The organism is Prevotella marseillensis, assembly GCF_900625065.1.
Lineage (GTDB): Bacteria > Bacteroidota > Bacteroidia > Bacteroidales > Bacteroidaceae > Prevotella > Prevotella rara.
On sequence record NZ_UYXY01000001.1, the window covers coordinates 1,231,651 to 1,249,045 of the forward strand.

Annotated in this window: 12 protein-coding genes and 2 tRNA genes; 8 read left to right on the plus strand and 6 right to left on the minus strand. The window is 35.2% G+C overall.

The genetic code is table 11. The annotated features are described in order from the left end of the window. The first annotated feature begins 29 nt into the window (after positions 1-29). The gene (locus EJL04_RS05215) at positions 30-1,187 is read left to right on the plus strand and encodes an IS256 family transposase (RefSeq protein ID WP_125104289.1); all 1,158 of its coding nucleotides are present in this window, start codon (positions 30-32) and stop codon (positions 1,185-1,187) included. A gap of 504 nt (positions 1,188-1,691) precedes the next feature. Here EJL04_RS05215 and aroB read toward each other — a convergent pair. Further along, positions 1,692-2,744: a 3-dehydroquinate synthase gene (gene aroB, locus EJL04_RS05220; protein WP_021853485.1), complete on the minus strand. Its 1,053-nt coding sequence runs from the start codon at positions 2,742-2,744 to the stop codon at positions 1,692-1,694. 136 nt (positions 2,745-2,880) lie between these two features. Between aroB and EJL04_RS05225 the strand changes: the two genes are divergently transcribed. The 5 genes from EJL04_RS05225 (at position 2,881) to EJL04_RS05245 (ending at position 10,030) form a co-directional block, all read left to right on the plus strand. Beyond that, the gene (locus EJL04_RS05225) at positions 2,881-5,820 is read left to right on the plus strand and encodes an outer membrane beta-barrel protein (RefSeq protein ID WP_125104290.1); all 2,940 of its coding nucleotides are present in this window, start codon (positions 2,881-2,883) and stop codon (positions 5,818-5,820) included. 205 nt (positions 5,821-6,025) lie between these two features. Next, on the plus strand, positions 6,026-6,940 hold the full coding sequence (locus EJL04_RS05230; RefSeq protein WP_125104291.1) for a glucosaminidase domain-containing protein: 915 nt from the start codon (positions 6,026-6,028) through the stop codon (positions 6,938-6,940). A gap of 43 nt (positions 6,941-6,983) precedes the next feature. Then, a complete protein-coding gene (uvrA, locus tag EJL04_RS05235; protein WP_125104292.1) occupies positions 6,984-9,794 on the plus strand; it encodes an excinuclease ABC subunit UvrA in 2,811 nt (936 codons plus the stop codon). An 86-nt stretch (positions 9,795-9,880) separates the two neighbouring features. After that, positions 9,881-9,953, plus strand: a tRNA-Thr gene (locus EJL04_RS05240). 4 nt (positions 9,954-9,957) lie between these two features. Next, a tRNA-Gly gene (locus EJL04_RS05245) sits at positions 9,958-10,030 on the plus strand. Positions 10,031-10,507: 477 nt separating this feature from the next. Here the strand turns inward: EJL04_RS05245 and EJL04_RS05250 are convergent. The 5 genes from EJL04_RS05250 to EJL04_RS05270 form a co-directional block, all read right to left on the minus strand. Continuing rightward, positions 10,508-11,146 (minus strand): DedA family protein, encoded by a 639-nt coding sequence (locus EJL04_RS05250; protein ID WP_021853489.1) that lies wholly within the window; start codon positions 11,144-11,146, stop codon positions 10,508-10,510. Positions 11,147-11,252: 106 nt separating this feature from the next. After that, the gene (locus EJL04_RS05255; protein ID WP_125104293.1) at positions 11,253-11,825 is read right to left on the minus strand and encodes a Maf-like protein; all 573 of its coding nucleotides are present in this window, start codon (positions 11,823-11,825) and stop codon (positions 11,253-11,255) included. Between the two features lie 15 nt (positions 11,826-11,840). Beyond that, positions 11,841-12,359, minus strand: coding sequence for a KdsC family phosphatase (locus EJL04_RS05260; RefSeq protein ID WP_125104294.1), 519 nt, complete (start codon positions 12,357-12,359; stop codon positions 11,841-11,843). Further along, a complete protein-coding gene (locus EJL04_RS05265) occupies positions 12,356-13,144 on the minus strand; it encodes a Rossmann-like and DUF2520 domain-containing protein (protein WP_125105301.1) in 789 nt (262 codons plus the stop codon). The genes EJL04_RS05260 and EJL04_RS05265 overlap by 4 nt, the downstream gene beginning before the upstream one ends. Before the next feature lie 2 nt (positions 13,145-13,146). Further along, positions 13,147-13,674, minus strand: coding sequence for a nitroreductase family protein (locus EJL04_RS05270; RefSeq protein ID WP_125104295.1), 528 nt, complete (start codon positions 13,672-13,674; stop codon positions 13,147-13,149). Between the two features lie 107 nt (positions 13,675-13,781). Between EJL04_RS05270 and EJL04_RS05275 the strand changes: the two genes are divergently transcribed. Together EJL04_RS05275 and EJL04_RS05280 are read left to right on the plus strand one after the other, a co-directional pair. Continuing rightward, positions 13,782-14,756 (plus strand): GNAT family N-acetyltransferase, encoded by a 975-nt coding sequence (locus EJL04_RS05275; protein ID WP_053398582.1) that lies wholly within the window; start codon positions 13,782-13,784, stop codon positions 14,754-14,756. A gap of 49 nt (positions 14,757-14,805) precedes the next feature. Further along, positions 14,806-17,181, plus strand: coding sequence for a TonB-dependent receptor (locus EJL04_RS05280; RefSeq protein WP_125104296.1), 2,376 nt, complete (start codon positions 14,806-14,808; stop codon positions 17,179-17,181). The last annotated feature ends 214 nt before the right edge of the window (positions 17,182-17,395 follow it).

Below are 17,395 nucleotides of genomic sequence, written 5' to 3' on the forward strand. Positions count from 1 at the left end.
GAGTGACCAAACCACTAAATATACAAACTATGCATTTCATGAAAGTACAAATTTCTGAGCTCATGCGCAAGCATGCAGAGAAAGAAAATGGTCTACACGACCTGATGGAAATCAAGCCTGAAAGCATGATGGTAGCAGAACGGAGTGAGTTTCTGCATGAAAATCCTCAAAATAAGGGCAATGGCTATCGTTTTGGACATGCCTATGGCCAAGGAAGAAAATTGGAATTCCGTATTCCCCGCGACCGTCATGGCAACTTTCATCCCCGGATACTTGCCATTCTTCGCAATCAGGAAGAGGAATGTGACCGGTTGGCCGGAGTCTTATATACCAAAGGTCTGACGCAGGAACAGGTCGGAGATGTCTTTGAGCAGATTTACGGCCAGCACTATTCCAAGTTCAGCATCAGCCGGATGGTCGACAGCGTTCGTACCCAGGTAAGCGCCTGGCTGGAGCGCAGTCTTGAGAGTTACTACCCGGTCATGTTCGTAGACTGTGTGCATATTAAGATTCACCGTAAACGTTCGGTATCCAGTGAAGCGTTCTATGTCGCATTGGCTGTTACAGAGGAAGGCCGCCGTGATGTGCTGGGTATATTCAATATTCCTACAGAGAGCGCAACAGGATGGAGTGATATCTTTGACACTTTAAAAGAAAGGGGCGTCCAAAAGACTGGGCTCATGGTTGCAGACGGTATTAAGGGGCTTGATGTCGTTGTGGGAGAGAAATTCCCTGGTACTCCGCTTCAGAGATGCGTAACCCATCTCAAACGCAATATGTTTGCCAAGGTCAGTCATGGAGACAAGGGTGCTTTGGCTTCTGATCTGCGTGATATATTCCGTACCGGACAGCGCGATTACACCATTGAGATGGCATGGAAGAAATGGCAGGATATGTGTGAGAGGTGGGGTAAAGACTACCGGGCATTCAAACTCATGCGTAATAACGCCGACTACAAGGCATACATGACTTACTTGAACTATGCTCCGGAGATTCTGTCCATGATATATACCACTAATTGGATCGAGCGTCTGAATCGGGACTTCAGGAGAGTGACAAGAATGCGTACAGCCATGCCTACCGAAGAATCGGTACTGACGCTCATGAGCAGTGTCGCTATGGAACACAAGGCTTTTGACCGGCTGCTGCCCAACATAACCTGCGACAAGACTCTGTTTCCGGACTAATGGAATAGTTTTTTAGCAGAAAAGCCTGCCTGAAAGCAAAAAAGAAGTCGCCACCATGACGAATCCAGGATAGTTCTTGCAATCAGTATAGGCGTAGCCATGTTGCTGACGGGTTGCTCCTCAGCAGAACCCGTCCCTCGTCCAGCTACAACATAAAATTCACTTTTTTGATATGAAATACAAAATTGTCTGTTAACTTTGCATCATCACTTCTAAGGCAAACTTGCATCAGACACACTCAGTGAAACACTATCCCGTGAAAAGACCATCTTTCTTTCAATTGTGGAGATTGAGAAGAAATGGACACAGCCTATTCATAACTGGGGATTGATTATGAATCAGTTTATACTCATTTTTGAAAACAGAATCCAGATATAAGAAGTAACTTACAACTGAATCCTGTTTACATTTACACAAAATTTGGAACTGTGTCCTCAAATTTGAGTAAAGGCCTATTGTTTTATGTCTTTGATACATCAGGATATAGAATTTGCTAACAATTTTTTATAGGCCTTCTCTTATAAAATCAAATGATTCAAATATGTCTTCCTTTGATGCTGTGAAATTAATTTTTACTTTTCCAATATTTTCTAACAATGTAAAATTAATAGTATTAGCTGTATTTTTTTTATCATGTTTCATGAGTTCGTATAAGACTTCGTAATCGTCACAACTAAAATCATAAATTCCATAAATATGTTTTATGTAACTAACCGTCTGACGCATCTTTTCAATCGGGAATCCCACCTTAATTGTACAAAGATAAAGTTCACAAATCATACCATAGGCAACAGCATAGCCATGCAATATCGGAGATTGTTTTATCATTGAAAGTGATTCAAATGCATGACCTATCGTGTGCCCGAAATTAAGCGCTTTTCGCATACCGGTTTCATATGGATCATTCTTAACAATTTCTTCTTTAATTTTTATGCTATCCTCAAGAAGATATGATAAATCATTAAGATTTGGCGCTAAAATATCAAATGTAAGCAATTTACTCCAGATATCTTCATTACTAATTAAACTATGTTTTATCATTTCTGCATATCCAGAACAAATATTTTCGGAATCAAGCGTTTTTAAAAAATTTGTGTCAATAATTACTATATCAGAATTATTAAAAACCCCTATTTCATTTTTTAATCCGTTAAAATTTATTCCAGTTTTACCACCAACGGAAGCATCAACCATAGCCAATAGGGTAGTAGGTATGTTAATAAATTTGAGGCCCCGTTTAAATGTCGAGGCTGCAAATCCACCAAGATCTGTTACCATACCGCCACCTAAATTGATAATTAGAGAATATCGTGTAGCTTTTTGTTCGCTTAAATATCTCCATACGTGAGTAAGCGAGTTTATGTTTTTACTATTGTCTGTAGAACATATTGAGATAATACCGGCATTCTTAAGTGATGGGATATCACTAATTCTTGGCAAACAAAATTTCTCCGTAATATTATCAACGATTATAAAAACTTTATCGGGATTGAAAGATTTAATATGAAAATCAAGTTCAGCATTTAAGCATTTAGATATTATAATACTCTGTTTCATAATCATAAAGACATTATATGTGTTGCAAAGTTAGTCAAATTTATTCTAAATGAAAATTTTTATTCAACTTTTAATATGTTGTTGATTAAACCAATAATTATATTTAACGTCTAAGACAATAAAATATAAGGTAAAAATGAAAAAGAAGATAATTCTACTATGCCTATTGATAATTTCATCAATAGATGTTTTTTCTCAAATTAACACCATAACAGGAAAGCTTATAGACCGCGATACAAAGGAAGGCGTGATGATGGTTACGGTACAAATGTTGACACAGGATAGCACCTATATCTCTGGTGTTTTAAGTGATGAAAATGGTAAATTTAAGTTAACTGCACCTAAAAGAGGAAATTATATTCTAAAATTTACATGTGTAGGATATATACCATTGACAAAAACACTAAATGTTTCAACTGAGAAAAATATAGCATTAGGTGATATTACCTTTTCTGCTGATGCAATTATGTTAAAGGGAGCAACTGTCATAGGTCAAGCACCGCCTGTGACAGTTCAAGAAGATACTTTTGTCTACAATGCTTCTGCATATAGAACTCCAGAAGGTTCTGTTGTAGAAGAATTGATAAAGAAATTACCAGGCGCTCAGATTGACGATGACGGAAAAATTACAGTAAATGGTAAAGAAGTAAAAAAAATACTTGTTGACGGTAAAGAGTTTATGACCGGAGATACTAAAACTGCATTAAAAAATTTACCAACATCTATTATAGACAAGATTAAAACCTATGACGAGAAAAGCGATTTGGCTAAAGTCACTGGCATAGATGACGGTGAAGAACAAACTGTATTAGACTTTGGAATAAAGAAAGGAATGAATAAAGGAATAATAGGAAATGCAGATGCATCAATAGGAACGCATAATAGATATGCCGAAAGATTGATGGGGGCCCTATTTAAGGATAAATCAAGAGTGATGCTTATGGGAAATGCCAATAATACTAATGATAAAGGCTTCCCTGGAGGAGGTGGAGGCGGACATTTTGGAGGTGGACTCAAAGGGCTGAATTCCTCAAAAATGATGGGTGCAAATTTAAACTATAATCGTAACAAGATATTCATTTTAGATGGTAGTATTAGATGGAATCATTCTAATGGTGACGTCAGAACAGAGCAATCAACTGAAAATTTCGTAAGTAACATCGGCTCTTTTTCAAATAGCTTTAATCAAAATTATACTCGAAGTAATAGTTGGGATGCTCGTTTGAGAATGGAATGGAAGCCAGATACAATGACCAATATTATGTTTCGTCCTACTATTAAGTATTCAACAAGTGATGGATTATCATCATCAACAAGTGCCTCATATAATGATGATCCATATTTATATGTTACTAATCCGTTGTCTCCTGAGTCAATATTACAAATGGCAGAAGATAGTTTAATGGTGAATACAAGGAAGAACAATTCTATAACATACTCTGAAAATAAAAGTTTAGGTATAATGTTGCAAATTAACAGAAAACTAAATTCAAAAGGTCGAAATGTAACATTGCGTACTAACGTTACTTATAATGATAATAAAAGCAAAAGTTTAAGTACATCAAATGTACATTTATATCAGATAAAAAATAGTTCAGGAGTTGATTCGGTATACCAAACAAATAGATATAATTTAACTCCAACAAAATCACTTAGCTATAATATTCAAGCTACTTATAGTGAACCAATATTTAAGACCATGTTTTTGCAATTTAGCTATAAATTTACTTATAACTATAACAAAAGTGATAGGGAAACTTTTGATTTCAGTAATTTAGGTGAGAATTTCTTTGATAATGTTATTAATGAATATAGAGGATGGAATAATTATCTAAGACTGTTAGAGAATCCACTTGACAGCTATATGGATCCAGATTTAAGTAGGTATTCAGAATATAAGAACTACATTCATGATTTGCAAATAATGCTGAGAGTTATTAGACAAAAATACAATTTGAATATTGGATTCATGGCACAGCCACAAACTACACATTTCATTCAGAAATACCAAGGCATATATACAGATACAATAAGAAACGTTGTTAATGTCAGTCCAACATTAGATTTCAGATATCGTTTCTCAAAGTTGAGTAATTTGAGAATAAATTATAGGGGTACAACAACGCAACCTAATATGACAGACCTTATGGATATTACAGACGATAGTGACCCTTTAAATGTCACAAAAGGAAATCCTGGTCTTAAACCATCGTTCACCAATTCACTAAGATTATTTTATAATACATATTTACAGAATCATCAACGAGCTATAATGACGTACATTAATTACCAAAATACACGTAATAGTATTAGTAATATGGTTACTTATGACGAGAAAACCGGAGGACGCATAACGCGACCAGAAAATATAAATGGAAATTGGAACATTTCAGGAGCATTCATGTTTAACACTGCAATCGATTCTATTGGGAAATGGAATATTAATACATTTACTAATATATCCTATAATAATTATGTTGGATATCTTGCTTTAGATAATAATTCTAATTCACAAAAAAATATAACTCGCACATCACAAATTAATGAACAACTGCGCACTAGTTATCGCAATGATTGGCTTGAAGTTATGCTAGATGGTTCATTAAACTATACTCATTCACGGAATTTATTACAAAGTGAAAGTAATCTTGATACATGGCAGTTTTCATACGGAGGTTCATTAAATATATATTTACCTTGGGGAACTAGTCTATCTACCGATTTACATGAAAATAGTCGCAGAGGATTTAATGACAATTCCATGAATACAAATGAATTAATTTGGAATGCTCAAATTAGTCAAGGATTCCTTAAAGGAAAGCCATTGACTATTTCTCTACAATTTTATGACATCTTACATAATCAAAGCAATTTCAGCCGAGTAATAACTGCTGTACAAAAAAGCGATACAAAATATAATAGTATAAATAGTTATGCAATGTTACATGTTGTTTATCGTATGAACGTATTTGGAGGAAAACAAGGCGATGACCCCAAAAGAAGAATCAGACCAGAAGGCATGTCAATAGGTCCTGGTGCAAGAGGGCATATCCCACATGAGTTTAGAGGTCGATAAACAAATATATAATATATTAGCGTATATTATAGTAGAAAATCTAAATTGATTACATACATCAATCTATTTTAGAATTATAAATTCTATTTTGTCTTTAAGATAAATGTATTATAGAATTTTATCTAATAAAATTTTGAAAAGATATATAAATGGCTTAAATTTGCATTAATTTGAACCTATATAAATTCATAACAAGATATTAAGGATGGGGAGATTTTTGATACTTTTTTTATGTATATTGACAAGTGTTGTGCTTAATGCTCAAATGAGGTGGAACTCTAAGTATCAAGCTTATATTGATAAATATAAAGATCTGGCTATTTCAGAGATGCTGAAATATAATATTCCTGCAAGTATTACTCTTGCACAAGGATTACTTGAGAGTGGGGCTGGAATGAGTGAGCTTACAAGAAAAGGGAATAATCATTTCGGTATAAAATGTCATGATTGGCTCGGAGCAACAACATACCATGATGATGATGAAAAACAGGAATGTTTTAGAGCGTATCGTGACGCATACGAAAGTTATGAGGATCATAGCAAATTCTTGGCACGCCAGCCAAGATATAAAAAACTATTTTCACTTAAAAGAACTGACTATAAAGGTTGGGCACATGGATTAAAAAAGTGTGGATATGCTACGAACCCAAACTATGCAAAAAAACTTATTGGAATTATCGAATTGTATAAGCTACATAAATACGATCATGCTAAAAAGTATGATAAGTTCATGGTCGAGATGGCTGAAGTGAAAGACATTTCACCAGATACAAAATTGCATCCTATACATATTTATAATAAAAACTATTATCTTAAAGCAAGGCAGGGTGATACATTCAGATCCATTTCAAAGGAAGTTGGTATTTCATATAAGAAATTGGCAAAATACAACGAAAGAGATAAAAATGACAGATTAATACCAGGAGAAATCATTTACTTGAAAAAGAAACAAAATAAAGCCGAAAAAATATATAAAAACCGACTGCATAGAATTAAAGCCGGTGAAAGTATGTATTCTATAGCGCAATATTATGGTATTAAACTTTCTAGTCTTTATAAGATGAATAAATTGTCACCAGATTATAGCATAAAAGTTGGTGATTATTTAAAAGTAAGATAAATTACACTAATCGGCATTATGATAAATATAAAATGATAAATCTATGACTAATTATATTGAATTAAAAAATATACGAGTAAATAATTTAAAGAATATTTCACTAAAAATTCCTCATAACAAGTTTATTGTTATAACAGGTGTTTCGGGCTCTGGCAAATCATCATTAGCCTTTGATACTCTCTATGCAGAAGGTCAAAGGCGCTATGTAGAAAGTCTTTCGTCATATGCAAGACAATTTTTAGGCAGAATGAATAAACCAGACTTTGATTATATTAATAATTTGCCTCCAGCAATAGCTGTTGAACAGAAAGTTAATACGCGTAATCCTCGTTCAACAGTAGGTACCAGCACTGAAATATACGATTATTTAAGAATGCTTTATGCAAGGATTGGGCATACCTATTCGCCTATAACGGGCAAAGAGGTAAAAAAACATTCATTAAAAGATGTAGTAAATTGTATAATGTCCTTTTCAAAAGGTACAAAATTTGTAATATTATCACAATTGCATATAAATGAACAATATACACTAAAGAGGCAACTTCAAATATATCTTCAGCAGGGCTTCTCACGTATTTATCATAATCACGAGTTTTACAGAATTGAAGATATTTTAGAGTCTAATATAGAAATATCACAAGACGAATCATTTTTATTAATTGACAGACTATCTGTAAATGACGATTCTGATACGTTATCGAGAATCTACGATTCATTAGAAACTGCTTTTTTTGAAGGAAGCGGAGCATGCAGACTCGTATTTATCCCATCATATATTTCTTATGATTTCTCTGATAAGTTTGAAGCAGATGGAATACGTTTTGAAGAACCTAATGATAATATGTTCTCATTTAACACCCCATTTGGAGCCTGTCCTGTTTGTGAAGGTTTCGGTAATGTCATAGGAATTGACGAAAAACTAGTTATTCCAAATCCATCGCTAAGTGTGTATGAAGGATGCGTACAATGTTGGCATGGAGAAAAAATGGCAAAATGGAAAGATGAATTTTGTTATCTTGCTGCAAAAGACAACTTCCCTATTTTTGAACCATACTATAATCTGTCACAAAATCACAAAGATTGGTTATGGCATGGCTTACCGTCACAAAAAAATAAAAATACAGAAGAAAAAATCTGTATTGATTCTTTCTTCCAAATGGTAAAGGAGAATCAGTATAAGATCCAATATCGTGTTATGATGAGTAGATATAGAGGGAGAACAATATGTCCTGAATGTAAAGGTACTAGATTGAGAAAGGAAGCACATTATGTTAAGATTGGTGATAAAAGTATCAATAATTTAGTAGAAATGTCCATTGACAACCTTAAAAAATGGTTTGACAATTTAGAACTAAATGAAACAGAGAAAAAAATCAGTAAGCGACTTTTAGCTGAAATTAATAACAGACTACAATTTTTGTTAGATGTAGGATTAGGATATCTAACATTAAACAGGGCGTCTAATAGTTTGAGTGGTGGTGAAAGCCAACGTATTAATTTAACAACAGCTCTTGGAAGTAGCTTGGTGGGATCGCTATATATATTAGACGAACCTAGTATTGGTCTTCATAGTAAAGACACATATAAGCTTATTCATGTCTTAAAAGAATTACAATCACTAGGTAATACTGTAATTGTCGTAGAACATGACGAAGATATTATAAAAGCTGCTGATTATATGATTGATCTTGGACCCGATGCAGGTGCTAATGGCGGAGAAATTGTTTTCAGTGGAAACCCGGCAAATTTAAGAAATAGCGATCTAGAGAATTATTCAAATAGTCATACACTGAAATTTTTATTTAATACGGATAAAATAGAAATCCCAAAAACACGTCGTTCTTGGAATAAAAAAATAATAATCAGGGGAGCTAGAATGAATAATCTAAAGGGGATTGATGTAGACATTCCTTTAAACATTTTAAATGTCATTACAGGAGTGAGTGGCTCGGGTAAATCTTCATTAATTAGGGGTATACTCTACCCTGCCTTAAAACGAAGATTAGATGAAGTAGCAGATACTCCAGGAGAATTTGCTTCTTTAGATGGAGATTGGGCTGAAATAAAACATGTGGAAATGGTTAATCAAAATCCTATTGGGAAAAGTTCTCGCTCAAATCCTGTTATTTATGTTAAAGCTTTTGATGATATAAGACAACTTTTTGCGGAACAACCTTTGGCAAAACAAATGGGATTCACAGCACAATATTTCTCATTTAATGCTGAAGGTGGAAGATGTGAAACATGCAAAGGCACAGGAATAATTACTGTTGAAATGCAATTTATGGCAGATTTAGAGATAGTATGTGACAGTTGCCATGGTAAAAGATTTAAATCAGATGTTTTAGATGTAAAGTTTGCTGGCAAAAATATCTTCGACATCTTAAATATGACAGTTACAGAGGCTATAGATTTCTTTACAAAGAATAATAAAGTTAATATAGCAAACAAATTAAAGCCTTTAGACGATGTCGGTCTTGGATATATAAAATTAGGACAAAGTTCCTCAACCCTATCAGGTGGAGAAAATCAACGTGTAAAATTAGCATATTTTCTTAGCCAAGAAAAATGTGAACAAACTTTATTTATTTTTGATGAACCTACAACAGGTCTTCATCTTCTTGATATAAAAAAATTACTAAAAGCTTTTGATGCCCTTATACAACATGGGCACTCAGTGATTGTAATTGAACATAATTTGGATGTCGTTAAATGTGCAGATAATATTATAGATTTAGGACCAGGAGGAGGAAATAAAGGTGGAAAACTTATTTTTGAAGGAACTCCCGAAGATTGCATAAAATGTGAATCAAGTATCACGGGAATATATTTAAAAGAGAAACTTATAAATTAAAAATAAGTTAAAACGCTAAAAATGGTTATCTTGGTTTTTCTTTAATACATAAAAAAATATTACCTTTGCACTGCTTTGAAAGGAATGCCGATATGGCTCAGTTGGTAGAGCAATTCATTCGTAATGAATAGGTCCCGGGTTCGAGTCCCGGTATCGGCTCTTTGCGGTAATAGCTCAGTTGGTAGAGCACTAGCTTCCCAAGCTGGGGGTCGCGAGTTCGAGCCTCGTTTACCGCTCGAAATCAGATTAAAAATAGTTCTCTACTTTTAATTATTTATTGAAGATTGTTTTCTTTACTTTCTAACCCAATAAATATAAACCCTATTAGATTTTTAAATATTATTGTTTGGATGTCCAAAAAAATCAAAGTGTTTTTATCAAAAATTGATAAAAACATAAATTCTTTATACAGGCGTATTTGTACAGAACAGATAATAAGTCAATTGAAATCATATTACAGATTGAACCACAACCCTTATAAAGGTGGATGTGAGATACCATGAAGTTTTTCTGGTAGCAATGGTTTATAACTTCAAAAGAGAAATGAAAGCCCTTTGGTGCATGTTTCAAAAAATATGCGAGATACTGTGTCAGAACAATATCTTGCAAAAATTGGCTTTTTAGGGACGAATAAATATAAAAATATATGCTACACCTTATTGCGGACTAAACAAATATAGTGTAGCATATCAAATCAATAATATCTGTAATACTTACTTCTTCTTCAATCCTTTATATACCAATACGCCAATAACAACTACAGCCAGCCCTAATAGCACATATCCAATCTCATGACTATATTGTGTTGCACGTTCATAAACATCTGCTGTCGTCTTTAAGTCTGTAAAGCGATAAATCAAATATCCCAACAGAGCAAGTATGGAGTTCCATACTCCAGCACCGAGCGTTGTATACAACAAAAAATGATCTAGCCTCATTCCAGCCAAGCCTGCAGGAATACTGATAAGCTGACGAACTGCTGGTATAAGTCTGCCAAAGAATGTTGACGCTGCACCATGTTGACGAAAATACATCTCAGCGTGTTCAACTTTTGCACGGTCTATTAAACACATATGCCCCAAACGGCTGTCGGCAAACTTATAAACAATTGGTCTGCCAAGCCAACGTGCAAGATAATAATTAACCAATGCACCAAGATCTGCACCTATAGTGGCAAAAACAACAACCATGAAAATATTCATGCTATCATCTGCCATTGCTTTCCATGCTGCTGGGGGCACAACCACCTCAGATGGAAAGGGTATGAAAGAACTTTCTATTGCCATAAATACTGTTACAACCCAATAGTTCAAATTCTCAAGTACCCATCTAAATAATTCTGCTGAATCCATTTAATTAAAATATTTTTTTGCAAAGTTATTGCTTTTATACATAAAAAACAAGAAAGACACTGATTAAGAGCAAAATTCGTAGTAAATTCCCACCATGACCGGTAAATCAAAATTCCTGTAGTTCTTTATATATTCTCTGTACAGGTAGTCCCATGACATTAAAATAACTGCCTTTAATAGAGGTAACCCCTATATATCCTATCCATTCTTGGATACCATAAGCACCGGCTTTATCTAAAGGTTTATAATGCTCAACATAATAGTTGATTTCTGAATCAGACAATGACTTAAATGCAACATCAGTTACAACGGAAAAATGCTTTTGCTTAACCAAAGACGTAAGACATACACCTGTAACCACGTGATGAACTTTTCCGCTCAACTCATGCAAAATACGTTTTGCGTCATCTAGGTTTTTAGGTTTACCCAAGACCTCATCACCTAATATTACAACTGTATCTGCTGTAATAATCAAATTATTTGGTTCTATTATGTTTTTATATGCTTCTGCCTTTTTTGTTGAAATATATTCAGCAATTTCCATGACTGGCATATCTTCAGGATACGATTCGTCAATACCTGGTATTACATGTATGTTAAAATCAAGATCTAGCCCGGCTAAGAGTTCCTTTCGTCTTGGACTATTACTACTTAATATTATATGATAATCCTTTTTCATAACATTATTCATAAATTACCATCCAAAGGCTACAGCACTATCAAGCCATTTACCCTGAGCCCTAAGAACCTGTTCAATTACATCACGGGCACAGCCATACCCTCCTCTATGATTGCTAATATACTTACTTATAGACTTGATGTCTGGACAAGCGTCTGCCGGACAGCATGGACAACCACAACGTGACATAACCTCATAATCAGGTATATCATCACCCATATATAAAATATCTTCATCTTTTAAGTCATATTTAGCCAAAAAATCATTATACACCTTTATTTTAACAGAACATCCCATAAAGATATCGGTTACTCCCAAACGTTCATAACGTATTTGTACACTTTGTGTGGTTCCTCCTGTAAGTATTACTATACGCAGACCTTGTTTTACTGCCAACTGAATAGCATATCCGTCTTTTATGTTCACTGTGCGCATAGGTTCACCTGATAAATGAAGGGGTATTGTTTCTGCGCTTAAGACTCCGTCCACGTCAAATATTATTGCACGTATCTTTTTTAAATCATAATTAATCATTTATTATCTCCTTTCTTCTGTGCCACATGATGTATGCTTATGCTCATGCATTCATATATTTGTTTGAAAATAGGATTATCTCGTAACATTTCAGACTGCATTCTGATGATATTCTGATCATATCTAACAGCAGGCCCAGTCTGTGCCTCATCCGGTTTCATATGATGAACCTTGTTTGCAGTTTCTTCAATTAAAGGCAGCATTACATCAAACGGTATATCATGTTTACCCAAAAGTTCTGAAGATATTTCATAGCAATGATTTACAAAATTACAAGCAAAAACGGCTGCCAGATGTAAATGCTTACGAGCCTCGGACGACAGGATATACACACGCTCAGATATGCTATCTGCTAAATGATGGGATGTTTCAAAAGCTAAATCATCAACACCTTCAACAAAGAAAGGTATGTCCTTAAAATCCAATAACTTAGTCTTTGAGAATGTCTGCATTGGATAAAGAACTCCATAATGTTGTGCCATACCCTTAAACACATCCAAAGGAACACTACCTGATGTATGTAAGAATATCTTATCATCGCGCCCGTTACACAACGAAGGTATTATATCGGCAATAGCACTATCTTTTACTGAAATTATATAAACGTCAGCATCCTTTGTTACGTCTTCAATATTTATCACTGGAGCCCCGCCTAAAGCAGTTGCCAGTGTTGAAGCAGACTCAAATGTACGACTATATACCTGTAATATGTCATTGCCGGCACTATGCAGAGCATTTCCTAAATTCGTTGCAAGATTACCGGCACCAATAAAGACAATTTTCATCATTAAAATTTATTTATATGTACATTCTCCCATTTTAGAGCCTCTTCATCTTGCAAGGCACGGTCTTCATTTTTATGGCCAAATCCCACAACGCATAAAACATTGTAATTTTCAGGAATATCTAAAATACCTCGGATTACAGTATCGGCAGATGTTCCGTCAGACAAGCCACGTCCGCGCATCTGTGCCCAACAAGAGCCTAATCCGAGTTCTTCAGCCTGAAGCTGCATTGCCAAAGCTGCAATAGCTCCATCTTCAATCCAGCAATCATTCTGTAATGGCTCACCTAATACGACTATTGCCAAAGACGATTTCGCAAGAAATTTTGCACCCATATCTTTCGCATCAGATAATTTCTCGATTGCCATCTTATCATCTACGACAATAAAGTGCCATGAACGTCGCCCCTTTGAAGTTGGTGACATCAAAGCTGCGCGTAATATCAGCTTAACATCTTCTGAGTCTATTTCTTCGTTGGTAAAATTCCTGTAACTACGTCGTTTCTGAACTAATTCTTTAAAACTATTCATCTATGTAAATGCATTTGATTTATTAAAGGTCTGCAAAGTTAGACATTTATAATTCAAATCAAGACATAACTTATTGATTTTTAGAAAAGATTTATTATTTTTGCGGTATGAATGAAATAAAAATCGTCATTATTTCAAAAAGTGAGAACTTGCCGCCAATGCAATGCAAAAAATTGTTTCACAGCGACGAAATGTTTAAAATCATAGAAAAGACCCCTGGTCAAAAACCATATATGGTCATTGCATATGATAAAGAAAATATCGTTGCACACATGCTTGTAATGTTAAGGCGCAGGGGCTCATTGTTTCCGCCATATCTCTTTACACAGGGAAGAGCGTATGGCGAAGGCGAATATTCTCCTGATTGCAATAATAAAGAAGAGATATTTGGCGAAATGCTGAAAAGCATCACAAGAGAATTACGCAAAGCTCTTTGCCTTTATATTGAATTCAGTGACCTCAGTACAAAAATGTTTGGATACAGCAAATTCAGAAATAATGGCTTTTTCCCTGTTCACTGGATGGAAATACACAATTCGCTGCATAGCATGAAACCAGAAAAACGACTCACATATAAAATGAGGAAATTACTTATTAATGCAAACAGAGCCGGATTAAAGACGAATATATCAACAACGGACAAAGAGCTAAACGATTTTTTCAAAATATTGAAAAATTATATTTCAATAAAGATCAGAAGATATATACCTGACATAAAATTATTTCGTGAAATGCTGAATAACGGATGCTGCAATCTGTTTACCACTACGCATAAGGGCACAATGGTTGGCGGGTGTATTTGTGTTTATTCAGAAAGTAATTGTTATATGTGGTATCTTGCAGCTAAAAAGAATTTCTTTACGAAACGAACGAATGCAATAACCGCTTGGACTGCAATAAGACATGCATATGCCGAAGGGTACAATCATATTTATTTCATGGACGTAGGACTGCCGTTCAAAAGAAATAATTTTAGAGAATTCATATTAAGTTTCGGAGGTAAACCTGTCGGTACATACAGATGGTTCAGATGTTCAATAAAATGGATTAACAAGCTTCTTTCTTGGTCATACAGAGAATAATCATACCTGCTGAAAACAATAATCGTGAACAATCCTCGTTATATACGAGATGAAAATAAAACAATTATATATAACATTATTGATGCTTTTATGCGTTATAAGCATAAAGGCGCAGACGTTCACCCTGCAGGGAAAGGTTACTGACAGCAACATGAGTCCTGTGGAATTGGCAACTGTTTCTGTAATTGAGCAGGGAAAAATGACAATGACTAATCTGAAAGGAGAATTCTCGATACAACTGCGCTCAGCTGACAGTGTTGTTGTCAGATTCTCCATGGTTGGCTATAAGACAAAAACGCGAGTATTAAGACGCCCAAGAGGAAAACAGACTCTTCTGATTCAGCTATATGACGATAATCAACTCGCCGGAATAACTGTCACAGAAAAAAAGAGGCAGACCGGAAGCACCCAACAGCTTGAGACCAAGGATATAAAGAATACTCCAAGCGTTACAGGTAATGCCGTTGAAGAGCTTATTCAATCACAAGCCGGTGTATCCACACATAGTGAGCTTTCTTCACAATATAACGTTCGAGGTGGAAGCTTTGATGAGAATAGTGTATATATTAACAATGTAGAAATTTACCGGCCTTTCCTGGTAAGAAGTGGTCAACAGGAAGGTTTGTCAATAATCAATCCAGACATGGTTGAATCAATTGGCTTCTCAACAGGTGGTTTCGAGGCTAGATATGGTGATAAGATGTCGTCTGTTCTTGATATAAAATACAAGAAGCCCAAGAAGTTTGAAGCTAACGTTGCAGCCAATCTTCTTGGCGCCAGTGCATTTGTTGGCTTTAGCACAAAGAAGTTTTCATGGAGCAACGGCATCAGATACAAGACAAACAAATATCTTCTTGGTTCACTTGATACAAAAGGAGAATATCAGCCTAACTTCCTAGATTATCAGACGTATCTTACTTATGAACCGACAAAAAATTGGTCGATAGAGGTTATCGGTGACATCTCAGAAAACCATTATAACTTTTATCCGGAAGACCGCGAAACAAAATTTGGCACAATGGAGAATGTCAAATCGTTCAAGGTGTTCTTCGATGGTCAGGAAAAAGACGTATTCCGCACATATTTCGGTTCATTGAGTATATCAAGAAAGTTTGGCGAGAAAACAAAGTTATCACTTATCGCATCTGCTTTTCATACTAATGAGCAAGAAAGATATGATATACAAGGCCAGTATTGGCTAACACAGACAGAAACGAGCGAAAACCTTGGCGTTGGTACATATATGGAGCATGCACGCAACTACCTTAAAGCGACTGTCAAAAGCATAAAGTTTGCTCTTGAACATAAAACAAAGAAGCATGACATCCAAGCCGGACTGACTTACAGAATAGAAAATATAACTGAAGACAGCAAGGAATATGAAATGCGTGATTCAAGCGGTTATAGCATCCCTCACACGGGTGAAGATCTTTATATGATTTATTCTCTAAAAGCGAAAAATACGCTTGATGCAAACAGACTGGAGACTTACATACAAGACACATGGCGTTTCAGCAGCAAAGGTGAACATACATTCTTTACGCTTAATTACGGAATAAGATTTAGTCATTGGAACTTTAATAAAGAAAGCATCATTAGTCCGCGAATATCTCTAGGTATAGTTCCGGCATTCAATCATGACGTAACAATGAGATTTGCCACGGGTATCTATTATCAGGCACCATTCTACAAGGAGCTCCGAGACACAACAACTATAAACGGAATAACATACGCCACTCTGAACAATAAGATAAAGAGCCAGCGCTCTATTCATTTTATTGCAGGCTTTGACTATCGCTTCAAGATGAAGGATCGTCCGTATAAGTTTACAGCAGAAGCTTACTATAAGGCCTTGTCGAATCTTGTTCCTTACACAGTAGACAACGTAAAGATTGTGTACGATGCCAGCCAGCAATGCAGTGGACATGCCATGGGACTTGATTTAAAACTTTACGGAGAATTTGTACCTGGTACAGACTCATGGGTAAGCCTTTCGCTAATGAACACCAGAATAAATATTAACGGAAAGAGTATACCTCTGCCAACAGACCAAAGATATTCGTTAAATCTATTCTTTACCGATTACTTCCCTGGAACAGACAGATGGCGGATGTCACTTAAATTGGCATTTGCCGATGGTCTTCCTTTCGGTGCACCTCACAGACAACTTGACGAGCAGCCTTTCCGTGCCCCAGCGTATAAGCGTGCAGATATCGGTATGAGTTACAGGCTTTTGAACAATGAGAAATGTGACCGCAAGTCTATTTTCAAGAATATATGGCTCGGTATTGACTGTCTTAATCTTTTGGGTATAAATAACGTCAATTCATATTATTGGATTACAGACGTAACCAATCAACAGTATGCCGTACCTAATTACCTTACCGGACGGCAGATAAACATCAAAGCGTCATTTGAATTTTAAAAACAAGGATGCATAAGAGCAATAAATAAAAACAGATTTGGCAATTCTAGGCTAAGTACAAATTGCAATTCGGAATCAGATATGATTAGCATGTTACATGCCTGATTTCATAAAAATATTTGTTCTTATGCATCCTTTCTTATATTTTATATTTTCCGGCATAAACACAAAATGTCTTTTAGTTCTCTTTTATTTTGCTTTTAGTCAAAATTGC

Excerpts from the sequence above, each read along its gene's own strand:
- uvrA (WP_125104292.1), top strand. The coding sequence starts at position 6,984 with ATGACTAATTATATTGAATTAAAAAATATACGAGTAAATAATTTAAAG.
- EJL04_RS05270 (WP_125104295.1), bottom strand. The coding sequence starts at position 13,674 with ATGAATAGTTTTAAAGAATTAGTTCAGAAACGACGTAGTTACAGGAAT.
- EJL04_RS05265 (WP_125105301.1), bottom strand. The coding sequence starts at position 13,144 with ATGAAAATTGTCTTTATTGGTGCCGGTAATCTTGCAACGAATTTAGGA.
- EJL04_RS05250 (WP_021853489.1), bottom strand. The coding sequence starts at position 11,146 with ATGGATTCAGCAGAATTATTTAGATGGGTACTTGAGAATTTGAACTAT.
- aroB (WP_021853485.1), bottom strand. The coding sequence starts at position 2,744 with ATGAAACAGAGTATTATAATATCTAAATGCTTAAATGCTGAACTTGAT.
- EJL04_RS05280 (WP_125104296.1), top strand. The coding sequence starts at position 14,806 with ATGAAAATAAAACAATTATATATAACATTATTGATGCTTTTATGCGTT.
- EJL04_RS05260 (WP_125104294.1), bottom strand. The coding sequence starts at position 12,359 with ATGATTAATTATGATTTAAAAAAGATACGTGCAATAATATTTGACGTG.
- EJL04_RS05255 (WP_125104293.1), bottom strand. The coding sequence starts at position 11,825 with ATGAAAAAGGATTATCATATAATATTAAGTAGTAATAGTCCAAGACGA.
- EJL04_RS05275 (WP_053398582.1), top strand. The coding sequence starts at position 13,782 with ATGAATGAAATAAAAATCGTCATTATTTCAAAAAGTGAGAACTTGCCG.
- EJL04_RS05230 (WP_125104291.1), top strand. The coding sequence starts at position 6,026 with ATGGGGAGATTTTTGATACTTTTTTTATGTATATTGACAAGTGTTGTG.
- EJL04_RS05215 (WP_125104289.1), top strand. The coding sequence starts at position 30 with ATGCATTTCATGAAAGTACAAATTTCTGAGCTCATGCGCAAGCATGCA.
- EJL04_RS05225 (WP_125104290.1), top strand. The coding sequence starts at position 2,881 with ATGAAAAAGAAGATAATTCTACTATGCCTATTGATAATTTCATCAATA.